The sequence below is a fragment of the Pseudomonas sp. UBA6699 genome (assembly GCF_002454615.1).
In the GTDB taxonomy this organism is placed as follows: Bacteria; Pseudomonadota; Gammaproteobacteria; order Pseudomonadales; family Pseudomonadaceae; genus Aquipseudomonas; species Aquipseudomonas juntendi.
In genome coordinates, this window is record NZ_DKJF01000124.1 from 1 (window position 1) to 10,785 (window position 10,785).

Genomic DNA, 10,785 nt, shown 5'->3' on the forward strand with positions numbered 1-10,785 from the left:
AAATCATTAGGCCAGTTCAGCTTGCCGGCGATTGGGCCTCAAGGCTTTGAGGTGTCCTTCCAGCCGCCACCGAGGGCGAGGAACACACCAATTTGCCCCAACGCCACTTGGCTATCGGCCGCTGCCAGTTGCGCGCGCATGTCAGTATAGGTGCGGGTCGCCTGCAAGTCCGCCAGGAACGACTCACGCCCGGCCTGGTAGTACCGGTGCGTCTGGTCAGCCGCATCCTTGGCCGACTTCTCTGCCTCGGCCAGTGCGTCACGCCGGTCCAGCAGGGCACTGTACTGCGCCAGGCGAGTCTGGGTCTCGCGGATGGCGTTCAGCACCACACCGTCGAAATTCGCCAAGGCTGCTTGCGTAGAGGCTTCGGCCATGCGGATGCGCGCGCGTGTGCCGTTGGTGGGGATGCTCCAGCTGATCTGCGGGCCGAAACCCCAGCGGTTGGTCGACGGCTCACCAAGGTTTTCCAGAATACCAATCGTGCCCACCTGGGCACCGATGCTGATGTCCGGGTACAGCGCGCCGGTAGCAACCCCGATAGAGGCAGTTGCTGCGGCCAGCTGGCGTTCGGCCTGGCGCACATCAGGCCGGCGTTTGAGCAACGCAGCACCGTCGCCCACCGGCACCAACTGGTTCAGGTGCGGCAGCTCGGCACAATCGGCGGTTCCGGCGGGCAACTGGTCTACCGGTTTGGCCAATAACGCAGCCAAGGTGTACAGGCCGGTTTCACGTTCGGCCTTGAAGCGCGGCAGTTCGGCGCGCAAGGACTTGAACTGGGTCTGCGAGCGGGTGACCTGGGTTTCATCGCCACGACCTGCATCACGCAAGCGCTGGTTAAGCTTTACGCTTTGCTCCTGCAAGTCGAGCGACTGGCGGGCGATGTGGTATTCCTCGTTGGCCGAGCACACTTGGGTATACGCCTTGACCACGTCGGCCACCAAGGTGATGCGGGCGGTATCGGCAGCAGCCTGCACCGCGTCTGCATTGGCCTTTGCAGCCTCGGTACCACGCTTGAACGTGCCCCACAGGTCGAACTGATACGAAGCGCTGATGATGGCCTCGCCAATGTTGGCCACCGGCACCTTCTCAGGCTGCAGGAAAGCTTCGCCAGACTCCTGCAAGCGCTGGGCACCCAGTTTGACGCCGCCGTTGAAGCCACCTTGCGACTCGGCCACTTCGACCTGGGCGCGGGCCTTGGCGATGTTGGCCGCGGCTACGCGCAGCTCGGTATTGGCACTCAGGGCCTGGCGCACCAGCTCGTTCAGCCGTTGATCCTGATACAGCTGCCACCAGTCCTCGGGCACCGGCGCCGAAACCACGCTGTCGGCATCCTGGCGCAGCGGGCCATTAAGGTCGCTGCGTTGCACCGCCGCGTCCTTCGGCACCTCATAGTCGGGGCCGACCATCATGCAGGCCCCCAGCGACAGGCACAGGCCAGCCAGGATGAGCTGTTTCATGGGTGCTGGCCCTCGATGATCGACACCGTGGCGGTACGCCCGGCGATCATGCGGAAGTCCTCTGGCACTTCATCAAACGCAATGCGCACCGGAATACGCTGGGCCAGGCGCACCCAGCTGAACGCCGGGTTGACGTTGGGCAGCAGGTTGGCGCCGCTGCTGCGGTCGCGGTCTTCGATGCCGGCGGCAAAGCTCTGCACATGGCCGCGCAGGCGGGTGTTGTCGCCCATCACGCGGATATCCACGGCATCGCCGAGGTGGATGCCGCCAAGCTTGGTTTCTTCGAAGTAACCGTCGACGTGGTACGAGGCACTGTCGACCACCGACAGCACCGGGCGGCCGGCGGTGACGAATTCGTGGTTACGCGGCGCACGGTCGTTCAGGTAACCGTCCACCGGGCTGCGTACCACCGAGCGGTCGAGGTTGAGCTGGGCGGTATCGACTGCCACCTGTGCCTCGCTGACGGCCGAGCGGGCGCGGGCCACGCGGGACTGGCTTTCCTCCAGTTGCTCGGCCGCCACCAGGTTGCCCAGCTTGCGGTTGCGCTGTGCTTCGCGGGAGGCCTGGGCCAGGGTTTCCTGGCGCTCGCCGAGGGTGGCCTTGGCCTGGCGCAGGGCCAGGGTGAAGCGGTCCTGGTCGATGGTGAACAGCACGTCGCCGCGCTTGACTGTCTGGTTGTCGTGCACCTCGACTTTCTGGATCAAGCCCGACACATCGGGGGCGATCTGGATCACGTCGGCGCGGATATGGCCGTCACGCGTCCAGGGTGCAAACATGTAGTAGACGACCATCTGCCACACGAGCACGGCGGCGAAGGTCACTACCAGCAAGGTCAGGACCACACGGCCCAGGGTCAGCAAAGGTTTTTTCATGGCAGCATCAGGTTTCGGCAAAAGTGGTCCACCGCGCCAAGCAGCACGGCATACAGGGCAACGTTGAACAACGCCCGGTGCCAGACCAGGCGGTAGAAATGCATGCGCACCAGCACCGCGTGCAGCCCAAGGAACAGCAGGTAGGTGCCAAGCATCATCACCAACAGCGTGGGCAGGAACACCCCGCTGATATCCAGTTCACCAATCACAGGGGCGCTCCGTCGAGGCCGGCAGGCAGTTGCAGTTGTTCGTCGGGTTCGAGCATCACCTCCACACCTGGCAGCAGGGCAAGGCGCAGGCCGCTCAGCGCATGCAGCAGGTGGGTGCGGGCATCGCCACGCTCGTACAGTTCATCCAGGTTCAGCGCCAGCCGCGCCCGCTCCATGTTGCGCAGCAGCGCGGCCGGCGCATGCAGGCGCTGGCCAGCATGCAGGCAGGCGGCGTAGTGCGCACCCACCTCGGTAACCACGGTGTTGAGGCGGTCACGGGCTTGCTGACCAGCGCGCGGCAGGTAGGCCAGCAAGTCGAGCAGGTTCAACCCCACACGCAGGTCACGCAGCGCTACACCGCTGTCCTGGCCCGTTTGCGAAAGGCGCGGCAGGTGCTGCATCAGGCGGTCGAGCATCTGTACGCCAAGCTTGCGGTGTTCGGCCAGGGTCGCCGGCCCGGTCATTTCGACAATGTCGCGCCAGGCGAAGCGGGTCATGCGCTTGGCAGCCAGCTCTACCCCAAAGGGGCGCATGACCAACGTCCAGATGAAGGCGAACAGCAGGCCGACAGGGCCGGCCAGGTTGGAATTCAGGAAGGTGAAGAAGTCGGCATCATAGGCGCCCTGGATGCTGATGAAAGTCGAGGTGTTGACGATGGTCAGCAACGTGCCCAGGTAAAAACGCGGTTGCACGGTCAGGGTGCCGACGCAGATGAACGGCACGGCAAAGGCCAGCACCAGCATCGGGAAGTCGTGCAGGTTGGGCAGCACCAGGAACAGGTACAGGCTGGAGAAGATCACCGACAGCAAGGTCCAGAAGAAGAACCGGTAGATCTGCGGTGCCGGGTCGTCCATGGCCGCGAAGAAACTGCACGACACGGCCGCGAGAATTACCGCGCTGGCGCCGTCGTTCCAGCCCAGGCCAATCCACAGGCCACAAGCGACGATGATCGCCAGCACCGTGGTGGCCACCGAGTACAGCATCAGGCCACGGTCGAAGAACGGTGTCAGGCGGCCCAGGCGCCAGTGCCGGTACACGGCCCGCCAGGGCGTGGCATCGTCAGTGCGCAGGGCATGTTGCAAGGTGCAGCAGTCCTGCCACAGGTCGGCCCATTCGGTCAGCCGGTACAGGGCGTTGGATAACAGCAGCTCGGCGCGCTGGTCGAGCATGGCGGCAGCGGGCTGCAGGCGCTCGATCTGCTCGTGCAGCGCAGCCCAGCGGGCGACAGAGGGGCTGGCGGCAGTCCCTTGCAGCCATTCGCGAGCGGCGGCGAGCACAGGCTGCAACTGGGCGAACTGGGCCGGGGCCCGGCCCTCCAGGGCGACCAGCGCATCATCGAGCGCATCGATGACCGGCAGCAGGTGAATCATCCGCCCACGCAGCTCACGGGCGTTTTTCAGGGTGTGCAGGCCAGCCCCTTCGTGGCCGAGCTGGCCGATCATCAGCTCCAGCGAGTTGAAGGTGGTGACCATCGCCCCGCGCATGCCGCCGACCTTGTCGGTGCTGCCAGCGCGGGCCAGGTAGGTATCGCTGTAGTTGAGGGCCTCGGTAAACCAGTTGCCGGTGGCGCCGACCACCACTGGGGCCAGCCGGCGAGGCCAGAAAATGGCGCCAACGACGGCTGCGCAGACAATCCCCAGGCAGATTTCCTGGGCGCGGGAAGACGCGACCTCAAACACCGCCAGGGGGTTATCCACAACCGCCAGTGCGATCATCGGCAAGGTGTAGCCGGCCAGCATCAGCATGTAGTTGTTGGCCGTGCGCAGGTTCAGCGAAAGGAACAGCAGGGTGCCGGTCCACAGGGCGATGGCAATGCTCAGCAGCAACGGCGACTGTACCAGCGGTGGCACCAGGAGGACCGCCCCCCCGGCACCGAGCAAGGTGCCCACGGCACGGTACAGCGCCTTGGAGCTGGTTGGGCCAACGAAGGGGCTGGAAACGATGTACACCGTGGCCATGGCCCAGTAGGGCCGCGGCAACTGCATGAGCAGGGCAATGTACAGGGCGGTCATCGAGGCCGCGAAGGTGCGCACACCGTAGAACCAGTCCCGCGCCGGGGGGACCGAGCTGAAGAAGCCGTTCATGCCACCCCGCCTGCACCGCCCAGGCCGGCAGCCTCGAAGGCGCGCAGCACGCGCAAGGCGGCTTCCAGGTCAGCCTGGTCGATGCCTTGCAGCACATCCCTGCGCACGCGCACCAGTTCGGCTTCGATGGCTTCGGCCAAGCGGCGGCCTTCAGCGGTGAGGCTCAGGGCCTTGGCGCGACGGTCCAGGGGGTCTTCACTGCGGCAGACCAGGCCGGCCTTGCACAGTTGGTCGAGCAGGCGTACCAGTGACGGACTTTCCAGGCCGGCTGCCTGGGCCACCGCTACCTGATGCACACCGTCGCCGAGGCGCACGATCATCAGCAGCGGCGCAGCGCAGGCCTCGGAGATGCCGTAACTGGTCAACGCGCAATGGCAGATGCGCCGCCAATGGCGAGCCGCAACTACCATGCCACTGCTGACCTGCAGGCGCAGGAGATCAAGGGACATGAACAGTATCCAGGTATATTCATAGTTTGCTAACTATCAATATACGCTCGTACCTCCCCCTGTCGTCAACAGCGGGTGACGAGGGGTATGGATGAATGGTTGTGCATGCTGGAGGGTGTATTGCCTGTGCTGGCCCTATCGCCGGCAAGCCGGCTCCCACAGGCATTGCACACATACTGCAGCCTGTGGTCGCCTGTGCGAGCGAGGGAATCAGGGGTGTATCTGGTCTTCCAGCTTCATGGTCAGGGCGAGTGTGCTGCCCATCTGCAAGGCGCGGTCGCGCCACTGCAGGTAGCGCACGCTGTCACGGCTGCTGAAATGCACCGCCAGCTCTTCGGCCGCCTGTACCACCCCTGCGGCTGCCGCCAGTTCCAGCCAGTACAATGCAGCCTTGATGTCGGGTTCCACGTACAACCCGTGCATCAAGCGATAACCCACCTCGAAGCGGCAACGCGCTTCGCCACGCTCGGCCCCGCGCATGAACCACTGGTAAGCCTGCACCAGGTTTACCTGCCATTGCTGCTCGCCATCGCACACTTCTTCTTCATACAGGTCACCCAAGGCCGCTGCGGCATGCAACATGCCGCGCTCGAAGGCCTGCCGGTAGCAATCCGCCGCCTGGGCATAGGAGGTGTCGACGCCCTTGCCGAAGTAATGCTGCTGGCCCAGGTTGAACCACGCGGCAGCATTGCCCTGCAGCGCCGCCATGCGCAACAGGTGCCCGGCCAGCACGGTGTCAGCGCGCCAATACTTGCCGTTGAGCCAGATCCAGCCCAGGTCGTTGAGTGCCGCTACGCTACCTTGCAACGCCTGGTGGCGCAGGTCGGCGTAAACCGCCTGCAGGTCACTGGCTTCATCCAAGCGGTTGATCAGCAGCGAGCGCTGGCTGGGCAAGCCTACCCCGGCGAACAACCGGTGCCGCCTGCCGGCCGGTGCCGGGGCGGCGATGACCCGTTCGGGCAAAAGGCGGGCAAGCAGCGAATGGATATTGCTGGCAGCAGACATGTTCATCCTCATTGAACGACGCACAACCCCAACCTTCGGCTGTGATGAGGCGTGATTCTGCGTGATGTCACGTCAAAACCTGTCGCGAACGATTCGACACCAGGCAACCAAATGCGACTTATTTGATCTGAGCAGGGCGTGGCCAATTGCCATGACCCTCGCCTGCCGCCATGCTATGACGGCAAGCCTAGACAAGGACGTTATCTTTTGCCGTTCGCCACCACTCGCGCCACCCTCAGCCGTCAATGGGCGCTGCTGCGTCAGCTACCCAGTCGCTCCCCGGGCATTACCAGCGCCGAGCTGGTGTGGCGCCTGCGCGACGTGGGCTTCACTGTCAGCAAGCGTACCGTTGAACGCGACCTGAATGAGCTTTCGTTGATTTTTCCGCTGGAGCGCAATGACAAGAGCATACCGTTCGGCTGGCACTGGGCGGCCGGTGCCGTGGGCGAACTGCGCGGTAATTTCGACTTGTTGACCCACTTGCGCGGCGATGCACTGCAACCGGCCCAGGGGGAGGGCGTGGAGTTGGTTGCGTGGATCAGCGATGCATTGGCGCGGCAGTTGCGCGAGGCCCCGCTGAGCAGCGACATGCAGCTGACGGCGCTGGAGCATGGGCACCGGCTGCGAGCCACGGTCAGCGATGGCTGGCCGCTGCGCTGGTGGCTGTTGAGCCAGGGGGACGGGGTGGTGGTGGAGCAGCCGATGGGGTTGCGCGAGGAGATTGGCAAAACCTTGAGCAATGCGGCTGCGCAGTACCAGAATCGCTAGCCTGCGCCGGGGCTGAATCAGGCTTAGATCAACCCGCCCTGCTCATCTTCGTCGATCAGGTTATTCAGGCTGCTGAGGGCCTTGCGCGCGGTAGCGCGGTTCAGCAGCTTGGCCTGTGCACCCGGCGGCAGGTCAGTGATCTTGAATACCCCTTTGGCAGTCAGCACATCGATCAGGTCTTCAAGCACGCGGATCATGTCCAGGTCACTTTGCTTGAGCTGATTGAGGCTGTTTTCCACGACATCATCGGCAAACCATTCCTGAATATCGGCATGGTCGGCTGGGAGCATCTCGGTGAACTCATCAAAAGCGGCTGCCTCTACACGCAGCAACTTACCGGCGGCATTGCGTTGCACGTAGAACATGGCGGTGTCCCTCGTCACTTTGGTTCCTTGTTGGTAGGCAGCAGCATAGGCAAAGATCAGCAGGCACGCAGGCCCAGCGCCTGAGTATGCGCTGTCGGAAGGTGCCAGGAAAGAGCCGGCACGGCCATTAACTGGTTGATGGAGCCCTTGCGGGCGCGGCCTTGTGGAATGAAACAGGGGCCGCGACGGTCAGGCGCGGCCCCTTCAACACATCAGCTGTCCTTGTTGTGGATGATGATGGTCGGGTCAGCACCGCTGATCAACGAGTTGATCGTGGTGTTGGACCAGTTCACCCCTTCAAGCTTGATGGTCACATCGGCATTGGCGATACCGCCTGCGGCGTTGAGCTTGCCTTCGCTGCTGACCTGCAAGGTGGTCGTACCTTCAACCGTGGTGAGCTTCAGGTAATTGTCGATGGTACTGCCCTTCTCGCCTTGCAGCAGATCGCTCAAGTCGATCTTGTCCTTGTCCCCCATCTTGAAGTCCTTGATGACGTCGTTACCGAAATCACCCGCCTTCCACACGAAGGTGTCTGCGCCGCTGCCACCGATCAGGATATCGTCGCCCTGGCCACCGATGAGGGTGTCGTTCCCGGTACCGCCCAGCAGGATATCGTTGCCTTTGCCACCATCGAGCGTGTCGTTACCACCTTGGCCAAAGAGAATGTCGTTGCCATTGCCGCCTGACAGGATGTCGTTGCCGTCTTTGGCGCCGGAGATGTCGAACTCGTTGTAGTGCTCAGTGATGTACTGGTGGACATTGCTGGTGGTGATGGAGCTGACATCAACGCCGCTCTTCTGTGCGACATAGCTTTGCAGGGCCTGATAGCCCTCGCTGACGACACCATTGAGGGTAATCAGGTCGCCGAAGATGATGTCGTTGCCGTTGCCACCGTCGATGGTATCGGCACCTGGCACCGTGGCTTCGGTATGACCGAGAATCGCCTTCGCCAGGTCGGACGGGTCGATGTTGGTCTGCGGCTTGCCTGCGCTGTCGTACGGCTTCAAATCAGTGAGCGTCACATCGCTGTTCAAGCCGATAGCCTGGACTTTGCTCAAACCGTTAGTGCCACCCAGCACAGCGAAGCTAGCCGTGGAACCCGAGGCCGCCTCGCTATAGCTCCACTCATTCCCCCAGCCCGCTCGCGAGGATATCTCGTAGGTGCCATCACCTTGGGCATGGATGGTGCCCACTTCGTAGGTATCGACAGTACCATTGCTCTTGTACGTGTAGACGTAAACAGTGCCACTGCTGTCGATGTCGAACCTGTGCGTACTATCGACCATGGTGCTGAACGTATCGCCAATTTTGTAATTGTTGACGTTCACCACATCGTCCAGGTACTTGCCGCCGGTCCACAAACGAGGGTTGGTCGACTCGCCACTCTGATAGAACGTTGGCTTACCATCGGTAATGAAGTACGTCAGGTTTTCAGCACCTTTGTTACCGGTGGCGATGGTGCTCTTGAAGAAGTTGGACGTGGTCTTGAAGGCGTCCTCGTAGTTGGTGCCGCCCCCGTAGTAACCACCCACCATCGAGTTAAGTACCGCCTGCAACTTGCTCAATGCATCCGCGTCGGCAAGGTTCACCGCCACGTTCTTGTTCACCTGGCTGTCGAAGTCGACGAGGAAGATGTTCACCGTACCCGAGGTATCAGCACCCAGGCTGGCCTTGAGCGAGTTGAATACCGAAGCCAACTGCGTCTTGGCATCGGCAATCGACTTATCGCTCATGCTGCCCGAGCTGTCGACCATGAAGGCAATGTTGTAGTTCTTGCCCTGGACCACGTTCAGGCCCGCCACGTCGGCGACGATGATGTCGTTACCTTCGCTGCCGGTGAGGGCGTCGTTGCCCGATGTGCCTACGCTGGCCTTGTAGGTCGCGGGATACACGGTTACCGGGATATTGCCGGTGGTAATAGCCGAACCACCCACGCTTTCAGTGGCAGTCGAGATGACCGTGATGTCGAACGAACCTTTGTAGTAGGTCGGTGGCGTCAGCGTCAGGCTGCTGAGTTTCCAGCCCGTTACGTCCACCGGCGTGCTGCCTACCGTGACAGTATGGCCTGCACCGTCGCTGAGCACGGTCCCTTTGGGGATACCACTGAGGCTTACGCTCAGGGTTTCCGAACCGTCAGTGTCGGTCAGGGCGGTAGAGATAGCCACCAGTTTGACCGAGCCGCCCTCCGGCCCCTCGTTGAGCTTGTAGCCGTCGTAGTAGCTTTGCCCGTTCACAGTGTGCAGATCGGACACGCCCAGGCCAGCCTTGGCCATCTCGGTCACGTTCTGGTACATCTTGATGTTCGAGCTGCTCAGGTCGGTGACGCGACCGTCGCCGACCTTGATGTTCAGGTCATAGCTGCCTGGGCCGGCCTGGTTGGCATGGTAGACCTCGATCGGGTAGTAGCCGCTGGTGTTCGGGGTAAAGGTCCCCGACACCTGGCCACCAGCACCCCAGGTGGCAGTGACCACAGTCTTGCCGCCGATGGTGACCACGAAGCTGTCGTCGGCAGTGCCGCTGAAGGTGTAGGTCTTGCCGGCTTCGAGGTAGATCAGGCCTGAGGTTTTCGAACCGGTGCCACCTGCAACGCTGCCATCGGACTGAACATTGGTCGTGGTGCTGCTGGAGCTGGCACTGCCCGAGTTGGCAAAGACCGTCTTCAGGTCATCGCCGGTAATGCCGTTACCACCCGTGCCAAGACCTTTGAGGCTGTTCCAGACTTCCTTGGTGAGGCCTTTGGAATCGATGTCGGCGCTGCCGAAACTCAGCGTCGGCTTGTCGGCAACCGGGCGAATGTCGACCTTCATGGTCGAATCTGTGCCTACGTTGGTGCCGTCATTCGGCTTGAACTTGAATTGCGCGTAGTCGGCTTGCTGGTTGCCCACGCCGTTGCCGCCATAATTATCGGTCCCCGACTCGTTGCGCAGCGGAACGAACTTCAGGTTGCCGGCCTCGATGCTGGCCTGGCTGACAACCTGGCCAACGCCCACATTCGTCCAGGCCGTGCCGTTGAAGAACTGCAACGTGCCGGAACCCGGGATCGAGCTGATGGTTACCGACAGACCAGTGTTGCCATCGGGGTCGGAAACATTGAAGTCGCTCCAGGCAAACACATAGTCGGTGTCTTCCACACCAAACACTGCACCGTCGCGCGAAACCGGCATGTGGTCGTTGTCTACGATGGCCGTGGTAACGCTCGACTTGCTGGTATCCACCTGCAGGTTCTCGAACTTGCCACCCGACACGCCTACGATCGTTACCACAAAGTTTTCGGTACCTTCGACCAGCTTGTCGTCGATGGTGCCGATGGTGAACGTGGTACCGCTGCTATTGGCCGGAATCTTCACAGTGGTCACACCGATGAAGTCCTCGCCGTTCTTGGCGGTGCCGCTGTAGCTGAGCGTAACGGTGACTTCGTCCTTGGCCTCGTGGGTGAGGTTCAGGGTGTAAGTACCCGTCTCGCCTTCGTTCAGAGACGTCGTGCCGTTGATGCTGACTTTGGCAACGTCACCTTGGCCAGACGGCTCGTCGGTGACCGATGTGCTGACGCTGGTGGTGCTCGGCACCAGTTTCTCG

Annotated in this window: 9 protein-coding genes; 1 reads left to right on the forward strand and 8 read right to left on the reverse strand. The window is 62.3% G+C overall.

The window, feature by feature from the left end:
- Window positions 1-38: 38 nt before the first annotated feature.
- From B3361_RS22520 to B3361_RS22545, 6 genes are all read right to left on the reverse strand, one after another.
- Window positions 39-1,457, reverse strand: a complete 1,419-nt coding sequence (locus tag B3361_RS22520; protein WP_029885348.1) for an efflux transporter outer membrane subunit — start codon at window positions 1,455-1,457, stop codon at window positions 39-41.
- Window positions 1,454-2,329: an HlyD family secretion protein gene (locus B3361_RS22525; protein WP_009682395.1), complete on the reverse strand. Its 876-nt coding sequence runs from the start codon at window positions 2,327-2,329 to the stop codon at window positions 1,454-1,456. Before B3361_RS22525 ends, B3361_RS22520 begins: the two co-directional genes overlap by 4 nt.
- Window positions 2,326-2,538: a DUF1656 domain-containing protein gene (locus B3361_RS22530; RefSeq protein WP_009682394.1), complete on the reverse strand. Its 213-nt coding sequence runs from the start codon at window positions 2,536-2,538 to the stop codon at window positions 2,326-2,328. Before B3361_RS22530 ends, B3361_RS22525 begins: the two co-directional genes overlap by 4 nt.
- Entirely contained in the window at window positions 2,535-4,622 is a 2,088-nt protein-coding gene (locus tag B3361_RS22535) for an FUSC family protein (protein ID WP_286920368.1), read from the reverse strand. The genes B3361_RS22530 and B3361_RS22535 overlap by 4 nt, the downstream gene beginning before the upstream one ends.
- The gene (locus tag B3361_RS22540) at window positions 4,619-5,071 is read right to left on the reverse strand and encodes a MarR family winged helix-turn-helix transcriptional regulator (RefSeq protein WP_029885345.1); all 453 of its coding nucleotides are present in this window, start codon (window positions 5,069-5,071) and stop codon (window positions 4,619-4,621) included. The genes B3361_RS22535 and B3361_RS22540 overlap by 4 nt, the downstream gene beginning before the upstream one ends.
- 210 nt (window positions 5,072-5,281) lie before the next feature.
- Window positions 5,282-6,076, reverse strand: coding sequence for a tetratricopeptide repeat protein (locus B3361_RS22545; RefSeq protein WP_054906180.1), 795 nt, complete (start codon window positions 6,074-6,076; stop codon window positions 5,282-5,284).
- 207 nt (window positions 6,077-6,283) lie between these two features.
- On the opposite strand from B3361_RS22545, the gene B3361_RS22550 reads away from it, so the two are divergent.
- On the forward strand, window positions 6,284-6,844 hold the full coding sequence (locus B3361_RS22550) for a WYL domain-containing protein (protein ID WP_054906179.1): 561 nt from the start codon (window positions 6,284-6,286) through the stop codon (window positions 6,842-6,844).
- A 23-nt stretch (window positions 6,845-6,867) separates the two neighbouring features.
- Here B3361_RS22550 and B3361_RS22555 read toward each other — a convergent pair whose 3' ends face one another.
- On the reverse strand, window positions 6,868-7,209 hold the full coding sequence (locus tag B3361_RS22555; RefSeq protein ID WP_054906178.1) for a hypothetical protein: 342 nt from the start codon (window positions 7,207-7,209) through the stop codon (window positions 6,868-6,870).
- Between the two features lie 212 nt (window positions 7,210-7,421).
- A partial coding sequence (locus B3361_RS22560) for a type I secretion C-terminal target domain-containing protein (protein WP_286920369.1) occupies window positions 7,422-10,785 on the reverse strand: 3,364 nt, incomplete at its 5' end.